General features: G+C 66.8%; 17 protein-coding genes. 12 read left to right on the forward strand and 5 right to left on the reverse strand.

Annotation, left to right across the window (positions count from 1 at the left end; genetic code table 11):
* Positions 1–5 precede the first annotated feature (5 nt).
* From E1300_RS17125 to E1300_RS17165, 9 genes are all read left to right on the forward strand, one after another.
* Entirely contained in the window at positions 6–1,427 is a 1,422-nt protein-coding gene (locus tag E1300_RS17125; RefSeq protein WP_131758004.1) for a putative type IV secretion/conjugal transfer ATPase, read from the forward strand.
* A 59-nt stretch (positions 1,428–1,486) separates the two neighbouring features.
* Positions 1,487–2,797, forward strand: a complete 1,311-nt coding sequence (locus E1300_RS17130; protein WP_165502872.1) for a type IV secretory system conjugative DNA transfer family protein — start codon at positions 1,487–1,489, stop codon at positions 2,795–2,797.
* The gene (locus tag E1300_RS17135) at positions 2,749–3,228 is read left to right on the forward strand and encodes a TraM recognition domain-containing protein (protein WP_242619200.1); all 480 of its coding nucleotides are present in this window, start codon (positions 2,749–2,751) and stop codon (positions 3,226–3,228) included. The genes E1300_RS17130 and E1300_RS17135 overlap by 49 nt, the downstream gene beginning before the upstream one ends.
* A gap of 79 nt (positions 3,229–3,307) precedes the next feature.
* Positions 3,308–3,727 (forward strand): DUF4913 domain-containing protein, encoded by a 420-nt coding sequence (locus tag E1300_RS17140; protein WP_207399795.1) that lies wholly within the window; start codon positions 3,308–3,310, stop codon positions 3,725–3,727.
* Positions 3,728–4,283: 556 nt separating this feature from the next.
* On the forward strand, positions 4,284–4,685 hold the full coding sequence (locus E1300_RS17145; protein ID WP_131758008.1) for a hypothetical protein: 402 nt from the start codon (positions 4,284–4,286) through the stop codon (positions 4,683–4,685).
* A 6-nt stretch (positions 4,686–4,691) separates the two neighbouring features.
* Positions 4,692–5,411, forward strand: a complete 720-nt coding sequence (locus E1300_RS17150; RefSeq protein ID WP_131758009.1) for a hypothetical protein — start codon at positions 4,692–4,694, stop codon at positions 5,409–5,411.
* Positions 5,412–5,478: 67 nt separating this feature from the next.
* Positions 5,479–5,913: a hypothetical protein gene (locus E1300_RS17155; protein ID WP_131758010.1), complete on the forward strand. Its 435-nt coding sequence runs from the start codon at positions 5,479–5,481 to the stop codon at positions 5,911–5,913.
* A gap of 23 nt (positions 5,914–5,936) precedes the next feature.
* Positions 5,937–7,475, forward strand: a complete 1,539-nt coding sequence (locus E1300_RS17160; RefSeq protein WP_131758011.1) for a hypothetical protein — start codon at positions 5,937–5,939, stop codon at positions 7,473–7,475.
* Complete coding sequence (locus E1300_RS17165; RefSeq protein WP_131758012.1) at positions 7,472–7,813, forward strand: hypothetical protein; 342 nt, start codon at positions 7,472–7,474, stop codon at positions 7,811–7,813. The genes E1300_RS17160 and E1300_RS17165 overlap by 4 nt, the downstream gene beginning before the upstream one ends.
* 518 nt (positions 7,814–8,331) lie before the next feature.
* Here the strand turns inward: E1300_RS17165 and E1300_RS17170 are convergent.
* Positions 8,332–9,057 (reverse strand): hypothetical protein, encoded by a 726-nt coding sequence (locus E1300_RS17170; protein WP_131758013.1) that lies wholly within the window; start codon positions 9,055–9,057, stop codon positions 8,332–8,334.
* A gap of 271 nt (positions 9,058–9,328) precedes the next feature.
* On the opposite strand from E1300_RS17170, the gene E1300_RS17175 reads away from it, so the two are divergent.
* The 3 genes from E1300_RS17175 to E1300_RS17185 all read left to right on the forward strand — a co-directional run bounded on the left by E1300_RS17175 (position 9,329) and on the right by E1300_RS17185 (position 13,511).
* Positions 9,329–10,327, forward strand: coding sequence for a LuxR C-terminal-related transcriptional regulator (locus E1300_RS17175; RefSeq protein WP_131758014.1), 999 nt, complete (start codon positions 9,329–9,331; stop codon positions 10,325–10,327).
* A gap of 25 nt (positions 10,328–10,352) precedes the next feature.
* Positions 10,353–12,143 carry a S9 family peptidase gene (locus tag E1300_RS17180; RefSeq protein WP_131758015.1) on the forward strand — a complete coding sequence of 597 codons (1,791 nt, stop codon included), beginning with the start codon at positions 10,353–10,355 and terminating at the stop codon, positions 12,141–12,143.
* A gap of 84 nt (positions 12,144–12,227) precedes the next feature.
* Complete coding sequence (locus tag E1300_RS17185) at positions 12,228–13,511, forward strand: MFS transporter (RefSeq protein ID WP_131758016.1); 1,284 nt, start codon at positions 12,228–12,230, stop codon at positions 13,509–13,511.
* 201 nt (positions 13,512–13,712) lie between these two features.
* Here the strand turns inward: E1300_RS17185 and E1300_RS17190 are convergent, their stop codons facing one another.
* The 4 genes from E1300_RS17190 to E1300_RS17205 form a co-directional block, all read right to left on the reverse strand.
* Positions 13,713–14,195 carry an NUDIX domain-containing protein gene (locus tag E1300_RS17190; RefSeq protein WP_207399796.1) on the reverse strand — a complete coding sequence of 161 codons (483 nt, stop codon included), beginning with the start codon at positions 14,193–14,195 and terminating at the stop codon, positions 13,713–13,715.
* A gap of 110 nt (positions 14,196–14,305) precedes the next feature.
* Entirely contained in the window at positions 14,306–15,169 is an 864-nt protein-coding gene (locus E1300_RS17195) for a hypothetical protein (protein WP_131758018.1), read from the reverse strand.
* A gap of 365 nt (positions 15,170–15,534) precedes the next feature.
* Positions 15,535–15,813 carry a superinfection immunity protein gene (locus tag E1300_RS17200; RefSeq protein ID WP_165502874.1) on the reverse strand — a complete coding sequence of 93 codons (279 nt, stop codon included), beginning with the start codon at positions 15,811–15,813 and terminating at the stop codon, positions 15,535–15,537.
* A gap of 16 nt (positions 15,814–15,829) precedes the next feature.
* Positions 15,830–16,723: a hypothetical protein gene (locus tag E1300_RS17205; RefSeq protein WP_131758020.1), complete on the reverse strand. Its 894-nt coding sequence runs from the start codon at positions 16,721–16,723 to the stop codon at positions 15,830–15,832.
* Positions 16,724–16,731: the final 8 nt, after the last annotated feature.

The raw sequence follows: 16,731 nt of genomic DNA on the forward strand, positions 1-16,731 counted from the left end.
GGGCGATGGCCGAAGCACTCGCCCCGGCTTGGGGCTGGCGCCAGCCCGGCGCCGGACGCGCGGCACACGTCGAGGCCGCACCGGAGTTCCAGGCGACCACCAGCCAGGTGTGCGGCCTCTTCCCGTTCACCGCCGGCTCCGGCACACCGACCGTCGGCACCCCGGTCGGCCGACATCAGCTGTGGGGCGAGGTCGTCTGCCTCGATCCCCTGGCCTGGCTACGCGCAGGCCTGGTCACCAATCCCGGCATGTTCGTCCTCGGCCAACCCGGGACCGGCAAATCCACCCTGGTCAAACGTCTCGTCACCGGCGCGGTCGCCACCGGCACGACACCGATCATCCTGGGCGACACCAAACCCGACTACACCAAGCTCGTCGAGTATCTGGGCGGCCAGGTCATCCGGGTCGGCCGTGGTCTGGACCGCATCAATCCGCTCGACGCGGGCCCGCTGGACCAGGCACGACGCAGACACGCCGGTGCCGACGCCGAGGCGCTGCGCTGGGAGGCCCGGTCCCGGCGGCTGTCCCTGATACTGGCGCTGGCGACCCTGGTCCGCGAAGCACGCATCACCAACGCCGAGGAAGTCGCCCTCGGACGCGCCATCGACCTGCTCGACGACCGACTCGACGGCGAACCGACCATCGTCGACGTCCTGCGCGTCCTCGAACAGGGCCCGGTGGAACTGCGATCAGCGACCCGAAGTGACACCGACACCGCCTACCGCGAGCAGACCCGCGATCTGGTCTTCACACTCGACCTGCTCATCTCCGGCTCGCTCGCCGGTGTCTTCGACTCCCCTACCACCCGTCCACTCGACCTGGACGCGCCGGCGATCAGCGTCGACATCTCGCGCGTCCGCGCCGCCGGCGACAAGCTGCTCACCGCCGCGATGCTGTGCACCTGGGCCTACGCCTTCGGCATGGTCGACGCCGCCACCGCCCTCACCCACCTCGGAGCCGGACCACGCCGTTCCTACCTCGGTGTGATGGACGAGCTGTGGCGCGCCCTGCGCGGCGCGCCCGGCCTGGTCGAGCACGCCGACGCCCTCACCCGCCTCAACCGCGCCAAAGGCATGGCCTCGATCATGATCACCCACTCGCTCGCCGACCTCGACGCCCTGCCCACCGAAGAGGACCGCGCCAAGGCCAAAGGCTTCGCCGACCGCTCGGCCATCACCGTCCTGGCCGGGCTACCACCACGCGAACTGGCCCGCGTCAACCAGATCACACCGCTCACCGGCCCCGAACAGCACCTGGTCACCTCCTGGTCGGCGCCCGACTCCTGGCAACCCGGCGCCCGCCACCCCGGACGCGGCAAATACCTCATCAAAACCGGCGAACGCCTCGGCATCCCCATCGAACTATCCCTCGTCGGCCCCGAAACCGAGCTCTACGACACCGACCAAGCCATCCGGGCAACCGCATGACAAGATCCCTGGGACCGCGGGCATCGCTCTGGCACACCGGCGCCGGCGGTGCGTGGCTAGTGCTGATCGCCTGCTGGACACCCATCTTCGGTCTCTGGCTGGTGTGGGCTGCCGCGAGGATCGCCGCTGCTCTGAGCGGCGGCGACGTCATGCATTTCGGTACCGACTTCGCGATCGCTCTGGCCAATCGGCAGACGCAGCAGAGCTGGCCCGCTACCCCGACACCGCTCGTCCTGCTCGTCGTCGCCGTGCAGTCCACCGGGCTCGCGGCCCTCGCAGGGCTGGTCTGGCGGTGCGTCGCAGGACGTCTCCCGCAGCCCGGTGATCCGCTGGCAGCACTGGCCGACAATCCGAACCTGCTCGCGCTCCAACCCGCCTCCGCCGCGAAGAAGGCCATCGCGCTACGCCGGTCACTCCAAGGCACATCACCGAGTCAGCTTGCCCCTGAGGATGTCGGACTTGTGCTCGGCGACGTCTTGCTTCCGGGCGAGCGGAGCGGCCCAACGCTGTTCTCCTCCTGGGAAGACACCGTGGTGGCCTTCATGGCGCCACGCTCGGGCAAGACGACCACCCAATCCATCCCCCACGTGCTATCGGCCCCGGGACCGGTCATCGCCACCAGCAACAAGGCCGACCTGTGGTCGGCGATCGCCACCGTCCGCGCCGAACACACCGGCGGACGCACCTGGCTCTTCGACCCCCAGCACATCACCTACCAACCCCAAGCCTGGTGGTGGAACCCCCTCGCCGGGCTCACCACCGTCGAAGACGCCCACCGCCTCGCCGGACACTTCGTCCTCACCGTCGACGACGGCCAAAAGAAGGACCTCTGGGGACCGGCCGCCCAAGACCTGCTCTGCGCACTCTTCCTCGCCGCCGCCACCTCCGCCCGATCACTGCACCACGTCGCCCAATGGCTGGACGAACCGGCCGTCCCCACCCCCATCGAGCTACTGCAGAAGGCCGGGTTCCAGCTCATGGCCTCCTCGCTCAAGGGCACCCAGAACGGCGCCGTCGAAACCCGCGACGGCATCTACCAAACTGCGCGCACCGCAGCCAAAGCCCTCCGCGACCAAGAGATCCTCGCGTGGGTCACACCAGGCCGCGACCTTCCCGTCTTTGACCCCGACGCCTTCGCGACCTCCCGCGACACCCTCTACCTGCTCTCCAAATCCCTGTCCGCCGCCGCCCCGCTCATCGCCGCCCTCACCGACACCACCATGCGCGCCGCCGAACGCCGCGCCGAACAAGCCGGCGGCCGCCTCGACCCACCCTGGTCGTCGCCCTGGACGAAGCCGCCAACATCTGCCGCATCGCCGACCTGCCCCAGCTCTACTCCCACCTCGGCTCACGCGGCATCGTCCCCGTGACCATCCTGCAAAGCTACGAACAAGGCGTCACCGTCTGGGGCGAACCCGGCATGGCCGCCCTCTGGGGCGCCGCCACCCGCAAACTCATCGGCGCCGGCATCGACTCCCCACGCCTCGTCCGCGACCTGGCCACCCTCACCGGCCAGCACGACGTCCCCGTCCGATCCCTCACCTACAACGACGGACGCCTCAGCGAACAGATCTCACTCCGCCGCCAAGACATCCTCGAAGCCGCCGACATCCGAGCACTCCCCACCGGCACCGCCCTCCTCCTGGCCACCGGCACCAAACCCGCCCTCATCCGCCTACGCCCCTGGTACCAAGGCCCGCACGCACACCCCATCGACCAAGCCATCAAAACAGCCGACACCGCCATCGCGGACGCCGCCCGCCACCACTACCACCGCACCGACGAACCGCCGGTCCCCTGACCACACGACTCGTCCCGCCAAACCGACACCGCTTCAAGAGAAGCGCCCGCTCATGCGACCACCCGACTTCGGAGGCCCGATGTCCAGCAACGCCATCAACAGCTCAGCCGCTCAAGAAGCCAACCCCAAGCCGCTGTACGCCGACCTCACCGGCTGGGTAACACAACACTTCGTCCCCATCTACCGCCGCACCCTCGGCGGCGACTTCCGCTGGTGCGCCCAATGGTGGCAACACGGCGAAGCGATCTCCCGCCTCATGGCCCTCTGGTACTCCTGGGAAGCCATGCGCCTGCAAGGCGCCACCGGCATGGCCCTGTGGTACCGCGACCACCTCGACCACCAACTCCCCGTACTCCTCGGCCCACGCGGCCCCTTCTACCAATGCACCGAAAACGAACACCTCATCCCCCACCAGGCCAGACTCGTCCCCACCCCGAGCGGATGGCTCGTCTCCGGGTCCTCAGCGAGCCCGGCAGAAGAACAGCTCCCTGAAGACTGACGCATCCGGCGCCTCCCCCTGGGACGACCCGGAACAGGCGCCGCGACACCGCGAGCCTCTCGGACGACCAGACAAACCCACGCGCATCGCCCGAGCCGACCTCTGCGAAACATCACCTGGGCAGGAGGACGTCCGAGATCGCCAAGCCTTGCAAGGCGCGTTGGCAACCTGACACGAACTGGACGAACGCGTCACCGACCTCCTCCTTGACAGGATCTCCAACCACCCCCGGTCATACGGAGCGGTCCAGCAGGAGTCGATCCCGCTCTTGACCGACCGGGCCACATCGAGACGACTGGCCACTCAGGGCCTCCCCGAGCATCTCAGCCCTGACTCCGCAAGCGAGTCGGTGGCCATGAGACGAACAGCCGCTGCTCGCCGCTCCCTATCCAGCCCTGCCCTCTGAACCGCTCGTGCACCCCATTGATTTAAAAAGACGATCGACGACACTTCACAATGATCATTGACGTCTTCTCGATAGGCCGACAGACTGATTACAGCAACTTTAGTCAATGGCCGCGTCTCAATCTGGGACTCGGACGATCCGGAGGAACCAGTGCAAGCGCATCTCGACTACGCCATCAAGCAGATCAAGGCCGCCGACAACGTCCCGAACCTGCTCGTATCAGCGTTCACCGGCCTCGAACTCATCGAGCGCGCCACGACCGTCCTGGCCGGGGAAGCCTCCGAAACCGCCTACCCGGCCTACCGCGCCGCACTCGACGAGGCTTCAGAATCCTGGTGGGCGCTGTCCGAAGCGCCCACTCTGGCCTGGCTCGGATCTTCCGAGGCCTTCACCGCCGACTTGCAGGACTTCGCCGATTCAATCGCTCGGCTGGTGATGGTCTCAGCCGAAGCGATCATGACTGTGGCGTCCAAGACGACGGACCCGGCCGACCGAGCGGCCTGCCTCCGAGCCGCGCACCACGCCGGTCACATCTACGCGGCCCTCAAGTAGGCGGGCATGACCGACGACAACGCCGCGGCGAAGCAGATCGGCCGTGCCGCCAAGGCTCTCGAAGCCTATGAGCAGGACGCTTTCCCCGGCGAGGCTTCACTCCTTCAGGGAGACACGCTCTACGCCGAAGCACTCCTGACCGGGCTCATCTGCGACCTTGAGCACTACGCCACCACACACGGGATCAACTTCTCCGAGACAGTACGCACCGGCCACTCCATCAATCTCGAGGAGGTGGCCGACCAAGCGCCGTACACGGTCGGCGCCGAGGTACAGCTCCTTCGGCAACCCGGCTACTGCGGCACCATCATCGGCTGGGGCAACACGGCGTCCGGCCTCGAACAGACCTTCCTCATCGAGGTGCCGGGCATCCCGTACATCTTCGAAGAGCCCACCCACCACCTCGCCTCCGCGCCGGCCTTCCCGGTGACCAGCACAACGCTGGGCGATCTGCAGCATGCAGACCAAGCCGAGCAGGCATACGCCGACCTCGCCGCCCAACTCCCTCGCGCCACTACCGCGGCCCGTCCCGTCATCGAACGAGATTGTCAGGCACTCATCACCGCCTTGAGCTCCTGGAGTGGCGTCCCGACACCCCTGCTCGAGGCTCAGCATCGATCCCGATTCATCAGGGGGAGCACGAGAAGGCCGCAGTCCCCCGCCAGGTCCCCGAGAAAGCACGAAGAGAACGAGCCGTCGCCCGAGGACCCCACCCAAGCCGCCTGAACCGGCCAGCGCGCCAGCACAGCTGGTGATATCCCACCTGAACGAACCCCACCACAAGCTGCAAAGCATGCTCACCACCGGCCTCTTCCACCACCATCACCCAACCCGGAGACACCCAATGACGCATGATCGCGAGCACGAAGAAGTCAGGCGTACCTGGTTCACCGAGATCCTCAACCAAGCGCTCAACGACCTGGCACACGCAGAACGGGTCATCAGCTCGTTCGCCGATCAGGGAACGAACGGCTTCATCACCTGGGGCATGGCCGAGGGGGAAGCCACTCAAGCACATCAGGCCCTCAGACGGGCGCCGTCGCTCCGCTCCGCGGCACCTTCGGATCACACAGCCGCGAGCGCCACCGCCGACGCGCTCTTCGCACTGGCGAAGAAGGTCTCCCAGGACCTGGTCCGCGCATCCGAACTCGCCAGCGACCCTGACGACAAGCTGGCCTGCCTCCAAGCGGCCCTTCACGCCGGACGCCTCAGGGAGGCGCTTCGGTAGCCGCCGTGGTCACCTTCGGGGAGATGACCACGCTTGCCAACGCCCACCTGGACGAGCTGAACCGCGCGCTGCACCGGCCAGAACTCGAACAGCAAGCCCAACATCCAGACACCGCCGGCGAACTGGCCAGGTTCGCCCGAGTCCTGACGCGCTACAGCGATCGGGTCGCCACCGGCTTCGGCATCGCCGGTGACCAGGACAGCGGCGTAAGGGATGTCGCCCGACAGTGCGGCATGCTGATCAGGCAAGCCGAGGAGGTCCTCAGTGCGCCGCCGACCAGCAACACATCCACTACCGAGCTAGCCGGACACCTTCGCCTCGTCTCGATCTCCTTGGGATGCGGCCTGGATCTGCTCTCCTCACACTTCTCCGCCACTCGTCATGAGCCTCACCGCCCCGCATCACCCAGCGCGGCCGTGATCAGCGCGACCGACACGGCCAGGTCGCTCCTTCACCAGTTCAGCGAGTACGCCGCCACCGCGGGCCATCTCGCGCGCCGCATGCCACCGCCCTCAAGCCACGCTGGCGGCCCGCTCCTGCTAGCCGCTCTGCTGGCCAGGCTTCTCGGCGAGACAACGGACGAACCCGTCTCTGCCGTACACCTACTGCACACTCCTCAACGGATCCCGCCCGCTCCCGGTGAAGATATGGCGCGCGCCATGGCGGGAATCGACACAAGCGCCCGACGCCTGAGCTCACCAACCGACCCCAGCACCATCTCGAACTGGCATTACCTCGCCCGGGCCGCAGCCATCACCTGCGACATCAGCACGAAAATCGTCCGGCACCTGGCTCTGCGCATGCACGAACTCGACCAGGAAGGTCAGACCCTCGCCTTTCTCACGGCCGCTCAGGCGGCTCGCAACACCGGTCGCAAGTGGAAGGTGATAGCCCGCCGCTGGAGCGAGTTACCGAGCCGGGACGGCCGCCCGCTCGATGGTCCAGCCGTCGATGCCGGCGACCTCATCATCCGCCTCGGCCGCCTGGTCTACGCCGACCCCGCCTGGAAGCCGGGGCCGCGAGCGTCCTACCGTCTCACTCCGCCCGATCAACTCGCCGCCACCCCTACCGACGCCGCCACCGTCGCCATGGCGGCGCTCAAGGCGATCGAAGCCTGCAACATCATCGCCACCGGCCACAGAGCCGCGGTCAACGATGTCGCAGTAATCAGCAGACTCGAGAACAAGCGCAGATATCCGGACCGCTTCCCACGCCCGTCCGCGGAGGTTCGCCATCTCCTCAACTGGTACAGATCCGCCGAGGCACAAGGACGGCAGGCGGTGATGGCCCTGGGCGAGGCCATACGCGACCTCGCGCTCGCGCCACTCGCCTCCGTCGCAGAGGCATCTCTCCTCGTCCGCCGCGCAGCGCCGATCGGTCAGCAGATCCCCGGCGCCATTACGAGCACCGATTTCCCGAACTCCATCAGCGACTGCCTCTCAGCGGCACAGGCCACAAGCACGGAAGCCTCGTCGCAGACGGCCAAGCCCGCAGCCACCACGACACCGCGCACCCACTCCGCACCGAACTCCCGAAAGACCAACCAGAAGAGGTCGACATGAGCACGAGGAACAAGCTGGACGTCTCCACCTACGTCCGCCACGAGATGAAGAACCTCAACGACATCTACGACAACCTTCGCGCACTCGAGAACGGCCACATGACCGAGCCGAGCGACGACAACCTCAGCGACTACGACATGCTCGTCGACGACCTCGAAGCCACGTTGCAAAACCTCCTACGAGCGCTCAACCGAGCAAGACCGAACCTCGAACCGCCAGAGCCCGCCAAGGACGACTTCCCGACGCCTCTGTCCGGCAGCCTCTCCACGACAGCTCAACCGACGCGACCTCGACAGCAACGGCCGGCTGGCCACGAGCGACTGGCCGAGTCTCCTTGACCATCGACTGACGGCATGCAGACTGCCCTATTGATGCGTCTCGCTGACCTGGAAGGACACTGCTAAGCGAGATCCCCGGTCCCACAGGTTTTTCGTCCGGCGCACAGGGTTTAGGCCGGTCGAGGGCCGTAGCTGCTCCATCGACGAGCGACCGGAGATAGCAGGCAGTCACGAAGGGCCGGGCAGTCACCTGGAACGCCGCCGTCGCGAGCCCATGCGACGGCGGCGATTCCAGCTCCACCTACCGCCGACAGACGCAGCCCGGTGGGTGACTCAACCTCAGCGTTGCAGGGACCGACCGCCCTCGCCTCGGAGGATGCAGGCAACGAATCGGGCTCCAGGCCCTGCAGGGCAGCAGGCGACACCTCCAGCGGCTGCTCATGTCGAGTACCTGAAGCGTCACCTGCGGGAGGAGACGTCCTTGAAGGCAGGCTGCAGCCGACGTCGGCGTGGGCGGCCGGAGCTCGCTGACCCGTTCGCGGTCGTCCCCCCATTGCATGGCGGGACGTCGCATCGTGCTACGTCGGTTCCCGGATGGATGAGAAGGCGCGTAGTTCGGCGGCGGCCTGTTGTGCCGTGAGCAGCTCGATCGGCCGAGGGGGGAGTTCTTGGGCGCCGCCCGCCCCTATGTAGTGCGTAGGTCCGTAAGCCCAGGCACCCCAGACCAGGGCGGTCACCTGCGGGCTGCGCCGGTGCCGTAGGACTTGGTGGACGACGTCTGTGTGCTGGCCGGGAGCGACGAACCAGATGATCGCCGAAGACCGCACGGCCGGGACGAGCCCACCGTTCGGCACAGGTTCGGTCTCTGACTCGATGTACTCGACAGCGTCCTCCAGTAACTGAAACGTCCGAAGGCGAGTTCCGGCGGCTCTTCTCGCTTCGGCGAAGGCTTCGCAGAACAGCCGCTCGAAGAACTGTTTCTCGATTACGACTTCTGCGGTGCCGGGGTCGCGGGTGAAGAGCTCGGTCAGCGCGGTCCGTCCGAGAGCGTCGGCACCGGGGCCGATGAGGCCAGCTCCCTGTGGAGCACCGAAGAGCTCGCACAAGAGGTCCTTGGCTGTGCCTGGGCGTCCGAGTCCGTGTGCGAGACGGCGCTGGATGAGCACCCGCAGGTGACCGGAGATCTTCCGGGACGACGGCCAGCAGATGTAACCGGAGGTCATGCCGGTGCGATGCTGCTGCGCGGTGTCCCGCTCGGTCGGGCACTGGTGCTGGGACGGGCTCGGTGCCGAGGAACTGTTCATGGTCGCTCCAGGTGGCCAGGTCGGCGGATGCCATGATCAAATCGGAAGCGGTCCGCCACGGGGGTGAGCAAAACTCGCCACCGTCGCGATTGATCAGTCCGGGGAGCATGAGGTTCAGCCGTTGACGCGGGCCGATCCCTGGTGCTGCGGCAGCTCGCTGGCCTTGCTCCGGCCCCTGGTGACTTCTGCTCACTGGCGCGAAACGCTCACTCGTCAGGTCATGTAACTCTGACGTCGCAAGCCGCTACTCTCTGTGCCCGGAGGTGGTCGTGTGAGTGTGCAAGCCGAACAGCAGGCGACACGACTGTTGAAGGGGATCGTGCCGGACGCGTTGCTGGCCTCCTACACCCGCCTGGTGCTCGAAGGCGCTTGTCCGCAGCCTGAGGCGGCGGATCTGCTCGGCGGTGCGGATCAGGTCGCGGCGTTGACCAGCTCGGGGATGGCGCAGATCCGGTCGTCCGGTCCCACTTTGCCCGCACGCCTCGTTCCGGTGCCACCTGATCTGGTGTTACAAGGAACGCTCGCCGATCTGACACGCCGACTCGTCGCCGACCAGGAGCGGTTGCTGGACGGGCAGCGGCGGATGGCCGAAACGCATCCGTGGGCGAGTTCGGCCATCACCGAGTCCGATGACCGCCTGGTCCGCCTCATCACCGATCGGGAAGAGATCAGCACCGTCTCCCGCGCGTTGATCGGCGCGGCCCGCCACGACTGGATGACCTTGGAGAACCAGTTCGTCGAGCGGTCGATGGATGAGCTGTCCGCTGTCCCGCCTCCACCGTCCTTCGACGGTCGCGTCCGATGCCGAGCCATCTACGAGGCCGGCTGCGCCGAACATCCGGTCGCCGTCATGAGCATCGAGATCGCCGTGCAGGCGGGCGAGGAGGCCCGGCTGCTGCCCCGCATCGGCATGAAGATGAAGGTGGCCGACGACTCGATCGCGATGCTGCCGCTGACGCCGACCGGGATGTCGGGCGCCCTGCTGATCCGTTCCTCGGTCATCGTCAGTGCACTGCGCGAGTATTTCGAACTGCTGTGGGAGCGCGCGGTCCCCTTCGGCGCATCCTGCACCGAGAGCCCGCTCAATGAGAAGCAGCAAAAGGTTTTGAGCATGCTCGCCGAAGGTGTTCCTGACGCCGCCATCGCGAAGCGGACGGGGATGGGCCTGTCCACGGTACGGCGGCACTCAGCGACCATCCGCGCGAAGCTCGGCGTCGACCACCCGTTCGCCGCCGGAGTGGCCGCCGTCCGCCGCGGCTGGATCAAGTAGCCCGTCAACCCCCCGAAAGGCCGCCATGCCCGGCTACCGCGACTTCGTACCCCGAGAAGGCTTTCAACGGACCTTGGCACTGTCTCCGGACGGCAGCATGGTGGCCTACTCCAGCAATGCCAGTGGCCACTTCGACCTGTGGACCGTCCCGGTCGCCGGCGGCAAGCCCCGGCGGTTGACCCGCCTCACCGAGCGCGCCGTCCGGCAGATCGCCTGGGCACCGGACGGAAAGAGCCTGGTGTTCACCGCAGACCGAGGCGGCGACGAGCAGTACCGCCTGTATCGCATCGGGCTGGAGGACGACGCCCCCGTCGAACTCAGTCCGGGGCATGACTGTCAGCGAGTGCTGGCGAAGTTCCCGTTCGACCCGGGCGGCCGCTTCCTCGCCTATGCCGCCAACGACCGTGACGCCACCGTCCAGGACGTCCTCGTCCGCGATCTGGCCGAGGACACCGAACGCCGTGTCCAGCCGCCGCCGGGTGTGATCTTCGAGCCGGTCGGGATCTCACCGGACGGGCGATGGCTGCTGATCAGTGGGTTCCGTTCCAACAGCCAGATGGCGGCCTACCTGGTCGACTTTGAGGACCCGACCATAGATCCGAGGTGTGTTACTGCGGACCATGGCGACGGGTTCTTCGAGCCGGGCCCGTGGGCGGCCGACTCGTCCGGCTTCTACCTGCGCACCGACCGGTGGGGGGAGTACATCTCCGCCGCGTTCTACCGCCTGGACACCGGGATCCTGGAACCGGTCGCCCGCCACGACTGGGACGTCGAGCACATCGACGTCGCCGGAGACACGCTCGTGTGGTCGATCAACGTGGACGGGTGCTCCACCCTTCACGCCCGTCACGGTGAGGACGACCTTCCGCTCCCTTCCATCCCGCCTGGCGTCATCACCGCGCTGGCACTTGCGCCTAAGGCACAGCCGATCGCCGTCCTGCTGGGCACAGCGACCCGACCGACCGAGGTCGCGGTCCTGGACGCGGTGAATGGCCTGCGGTACCTCACCCACGCTCGCCCGCCCGTGCTCACCGTCATCGAACCGGTAGAGCCTGAGCCCGTCGTGTACCCGGCGTTCGCGGGACGCGAGATTCACGCGCTGTTCTACCGGCCGAACACGCCCGGCCCTCACCCGGCCCTGCTGTCGATCCATGGCGGTCCGGAGGCACAGGAACGGCCGATGTATCTTCGGGCAGGCCTCTACCAGCATCTTCTGGCGCAAGGCATCGCGATCTTCGCTCCCAACATCGCCGGTTCCACCGGGTACGGAAGCACGCACCAGAAGCTCATCTACCGCAACTGGGGCGGCATCGACCTGGACGACCTCGATCACGCCGCCCGCTATCTCCAAGCGCACCCGGACATCGACGGCAACCGCATCGCCGTCATGGGCGGATCGTACGGAGGCTTTGCCGCACTGTCCTGCCTGTCCAGGCTTCCCTACAACTGGGCAGCCGGCGTCTCACTGTACGGGCCCACGAACCTGGTTACGCTCGCCCGCGCCTGCCCCCCTACCTGGAAACACTTCGTCGCCACCGTGCTCGGCGACCCGGATACCGACGCCGAGTACCTGACACAACGCTCACCGGTCACCTATGCCGACGCCATCACGGCGCCGCTGTTCATCCTCCAGGGCGCCCGCGACCCGCGTGTCGCCCGCGCTGAATCCGACCAGCTCATCGCCCGCCTCAGGGACCGTGGCGTCGATGTCCGTTACGACGTCTTCGATGACGAAGGCCATGGGTTCACCAACCGCGAGAACGAACTGCGAGCCCACGAACAGATCGCACATTTCCTTTGCAGCCATTTGCTCTAGCCGAGAGACAGGATCTCCACTGATTTACGAAATGATGGCGCGGGCATGAGTGCAATGCAGAGGCCAGCTCGCTAGCGTGCCTTCGTGGTCGAATTCTCTTCACCTCTGACTTTTCTCAAGAATCCAGAGATCGCGCCGCTATTCATCGCACGCCTCGTCTCCAGCGCCGGCGTCGGTTTCGGTCAACTCGCTCTGGCCTGGGGCGTCATGCGACTCGGGTACGGTCCAGGCAGACTCTCCCTCGTTCTGGCCTGCAACTCGATCCCCGCGATCCTCATCATCTTCACCGGCGTGGCCGGTGACCGTTTCCGGCGCCACCACATCCTCATCACAGCCGAGGTCATCACCTGTGTCTCCTGGCTGGCACTCGGCATCTGCCTCTCGGCCGAACGAACCCCACTTCCCGTAATCTGCGCGCTCGCGCTCTCCTCAGGAATCGCCACGGCGATGTTCCTGCCGACGATCCGCGGCATCGTCGCCGATCTCATGTCGGGCCAGGAACGGCTCGGCGGCAACGCGATCGTCAACCAGACCGAATCCATCGGCCTGCTCATCGGCCTCGCCTCATCCGGCATGGTCGTCACGGCCCTCGGCCCCGGCTGGGCCGCCTCGATCCGAGGTGTCCTCTGCGCGGTCAGCGGACTCCTGCTCTGTCGTCTCGACACCCCCCGCTGGCAGAAGCCAGGAAGCAACGCGCTGCGCGACCTGCGCACCGGTTGGCGCGAATTCACCGCCCACCGCTGGGTCTGGATCATCACCCTGCAGCACACCGTCGTCATCATCGCGATGATCTGCTACGACGCCATCGCGGCCCCGGTCTACATGGACCACGGTCACGGCGGGGCACAAGCCTGGGGCATCGTGTCCGCCTGCGAATACACCGGAGCACTGGTCGGCGCCTTCCTCGGCACACGCTGGAAACCGTCCAGGCCGATGCTCGCCGTCGCCGTACTACCCGCCGCCGGGGCCATTCCGATGTTCCTCATGAGCATCGAGACGCCGTGGATCCTCCTGGCCGGCGCCGCCCTCCTTCCCGGCGCCTGTGAAGCGATCTACTACGTGCTCTGGACGACAGCACTCCAGGACACCTTCGCGCCCGACGTCCTCGTTCGCGTCAACAGCTGGAACATCATCGCCACGTACATCCTGATGCCCGTCACCTTGCTGACCGCAGGTCCCCTCGTGGGCCGGCTCGGCGCTGAGACCACGGTTCTCGGCACCGCCGCCCTCACCCTCCTCGCCACCACCTGTGCATTCTCCGTCCTGCGAGCGATGCGCCCTGCGGCGGACGGATTCGCGGAACACGGCGACCTGCGAGTGCCCGCTTCAACGTCGGTCAGATCGCCGAACAGCCTCACGGAGGGGTGAACAACGCGGCTCGCCATTGACTCGCGGACCTGGGCGGATGCGGCTAGCTCGATGACCTGACAGGTGAGTGTGCGGTCCCACGATCGGCCGAGGACGCCAGCACGCCGCTGACGCCCCGCCCCCGGCACGGCGACAGCAGAGATGGGATCCGGGGCGTTGGCGTCGCTTGCGTTCCTTGTGACTCTGGGCCGTACTGCTGGCTCAGGCGCGCTGGCTGGGCAGGTAGATGGTGCGGGCGTCTTTGCGGGCTTGGCGGGCGGCGGGGATGCGGGCTGCGGTGTTGGCCGGGAAGTGCGCGGGTGCGGCATCCCAGTCGAAGAAGGCGACGTCGTCGAGTTCGGTGTCCTGCACGACGATGTCGTCGGGGTCGGCGGTGCCGGCGTCGAACAGGAAGTTCATGATGGGCCGGTGCCGGTCGCCGGCGGCCGGGGCCCAGTCGACGACCAGCAGCAGCCCGGGGGCGACGGTGAGGCCGGTCTCTTCGGCGGCCTCGCGCTGGGCGCAGTGGTGGGGCGCTTCGCCGTCGTCGGCGATGCCGCCGGGGAAGGCCCAGTGGGGCCGGTAGTTGGGCTTGACCAGCAGGACCCGGTCGGCGGGGTCGGTGAGCAGCACTCCGGCCGAGACATGGACCGCGGGCAGTGTGGCGTAGTACTGCGCGGGCGGCACGAAGTCGTTTGAGCGCACCCGCTCCACGCTACCCCGGTCGCCGCCCGGCAGCGGTGGGAAGGGGCGCGCGGTGTGGTCGGCGAGCTGACGCGTTGTCGAGTGCCCAGTGCCCATCGTGTGAGGTGGGCCTAGCCATCGAGCGACTCCCGCGTCTGGCGGCTGCACAACGGTAGAACCGTCAGCCTTTCGAAGGCATCCGACCGCGAAAGCAGAGACAGTGACTCGGGTACGACTTCGCCCGGCTTTTGCTGCGGCCACTTGCTGACTTCACCGGTGGCGGATATCACGGCCGATGATTTGAGGTCCTCCAGCGAGAGGACGGCTGTCTCAACCGCCGCAGACCCTGTGTACGTGACCGTGGGCTCAGTGCCGGACATGATGAGCAGTCGCTGCGATGTCACCGGGATAGCCAGGTAAGACTGCGTATGCCGAGCGTTCTCGGTGAGGATCAGTCCCGGGATCTGCTCGCTGCACAGGGCTTCGTTGTCCAGTTGAAGCAATCGCCAGGCGTCAGCGCGGGTGAGGACGACCTCTGCAGTGCTCCCGCTGCGTTTCGTCAAGAGTTCGATGGCTATGTGACGCACCGCGTCCTCGGCTCCCGGTCCGGCCAGCGATAGGTTCTTGAGAACGAAGAGGTCCATAGCCAGCTTCGGCCGAACTGGCGGTGGAGCAACATGTGAGGATGCCAGCGCAAGGTCAGAGGTACTCGATGAGGTTCTGGCCCCAAGTCGCGCCGACATTGAGGAGGCGGTGACGGCCGCGCATAGGAGTCGCCTCCACTTGTATGCGGCGGCGACTACTGCAACAAGCGCGAGCGCTATCCCGATCCACGCGCTCGGTCCTTCCGGGTGGTCATCGTCGACTACCCGGACCCGGCTGTCGGGGATGGTCGGTCGGTTGCTCGGTAGGGAGACCCGCGGCCGCGGGGTAGACGGCATCGGTTTTGGGTGTTCGTTCGGCTGCGGGCGATGCTCGCGTTCGGCGTCTTCCATCCTGGTAGGGGCCGATCGCCGTCGGGGCTGGCGGTTCGTCGTGGGTGCAGACTCGCGTTGTATGGCTCGGTGTTCCCCATGGCTTGTGCTTCGGTGTCGGCGCGGGTGCCGGACGCTTCGCCTTGGCAGGTAGTCACGGAAGACGTCTCGCCAATCCGGATCCTTGCCGGTCTCGAGGCTGCGTAGGATCTCGTTCCTGGCTCTACGGCAGAGTCTCTGGTTCGCTCGCGGCCTTAACTTGTCGCAGATTGCGACGATGCTTGGTGCTGCGATCGCGTCGGCTGGCGTTTGCATAGCGAGAGCGCTCGATGCGAGAAGCCCAAGCAGGAGTGTCACGAGCGCGCTCCTAGGGACGTTTGAGCGTGTCACCGCCTTGTTGTCCTCGCATCGTGATGCTGCGGCCTTGCGCTCGGTGAGGATCGTCCGCGTCCTGGCCGTGGATAGCGGCGGGGCCATGTCATGGCCATGATGAGGGCCACCGGCCAGCCGATGACGGTGGCGCATGCGAGCACGTTGACCAGGATGATGAGCATCAACTCGTCCGCACCGCGGGCGATCGCGATCAGGGTCGGCAGGACGGCGAGGATCAGCAGCATGCCGATGACCGTGAGGCCGAACAGCCAAGCGGTCTGAGTGCTGTTCAAGATCGTGATCCTCCAGTCAGAGGTTGCGCCGGCGGTTTCTGTCCGGCGTCTGGTCATGGGTTCGCCGAGCGCTTGGGGTGTTCGACGGTTTCTCGGCCGCTGCTTGCAATGCGTCCTCCACGGACATCGGGAAACCCTCGGCCGCCAACCGCACCTGTTCGGCAGGGCCAGGTCGTCGGGCGGCACCGGATGCGGGAACGACTTTGGTGATGACTTCGTCCGGCAGGTTGGTGGTGGCTTCGAGGACGGCTCGCAGATCTCCGGGTTCCGGTTCTCGGCCGCCTTGGCTGTGCTGTCGGTCGCCCAGTGCAGCGGTGATCGCACGGGCTCGTTGTTCTTGGCGGGCCTGCTCCCATTCGCCGCGGTGTGGACCGTGGACGGTCGCGGCCCACTCGAACCCAGTGCCCTCGGAGAGTTCCTCTCGCTGAGACACCGGCTCGCCCGTGCGGACGTTCGGGTCGCGGGCGAAGAAGGGAGCGGCGTTGGCCATGGCTACGAGTTCCTCCTGGCCTTCAGAGCGAAGTCGGTCGTAGTGGCTCATCGCGTGCGGATGAATCTCACGGAGCCGTTGTTCGCACTTGCGGACGGCTGAGGACGCCGAGGTATTGCCTGTGGCATAGGGGACGGCCGCACCCCAGGTGTCGGCGACATCCAGAAGATCAGCCCTTCGCAGCCATGTGGGGTCGTGTGCGCGCCCCCACCGGGAACGGGCCTCCGCTGCTTCCGCTCGCCGGGCCTGCTCTTCGGCCCGCCGTGCTTCCTCGTCGCGGGCCTGTTCGGCGATCCGTAACCGCGTCATCCGCCGGACGCAGCCTTGTTGGACGGCCGTTGCCATGGTGACGATCTGGACGAGTCGCTGGCCGCTGTGCAGGAAGCCTTCGGTGATCGGGTCCGGGTGTTGGTTGCTCATGGTGCTCC

This window comes from Actinomadura fibrosa (assembly GCF_900659615.1).
Classification (GTDB): Bacteria; Actinomycetota; Actinomycetes; order Streptosporangiales; family Streptosporangiaceae; genus Spirillospora; species Spirillospora fibrosa.